This window comes from Micromonospora sp. DT178, from assembly GCF_049841695.1.
GTDB lineage: Bacteria > Actinomycetota > Actinomycetes > Mycobacteriales > Micromonosporaceae > Micromonospora.
The window spans coordinates 1-224 of sequence record NZ_JBNCKV010000110.1 but is presented as its reverse complement, the minus strand read 5'-3'; the positions used below and the strand labels follow the sequence as shown (position 1 = coordinate 224).

The following is a 224-nucleotide window of genomic DNA, read 5'->3' as shown; positions in this document are numbered from 1 at the left end:
TCCCGCCGCGGCCGGGCCCCGCCGGGACAACAACAACAGATGCCTGACCCCGTGCGTGGCGACCAGATGCCGGGCCACCAAGCCACCCAACACCCCGGTCCCACCAGTGATCACCACCGTGCCACGCGAATCCAACCCAGCCGGCAGCCGCAGCACCACCTTGCCCACATGGCGGGCCGCTTGCAGGTAGCGCAAGGCCTGCACTGCTTGAGCTGACTCGAATA

Annotated in this window: 1 protein-coding gene; it reads right to left on the bottom strand. The window is 68.3% G+C overall.

Annotation, left to right across the window (positions count from 1 at the left end):
• Positions 1-195 (bottom strand): KR domain-containing protein (locus ACLQ22_RS32190; protein ID WP_425695637.1); only part of this gene is annotated, 195 nt, incomplete at its 3' end.
• Between the last annotated feature and the right edge of the window lie 29 nt (positions 196-224).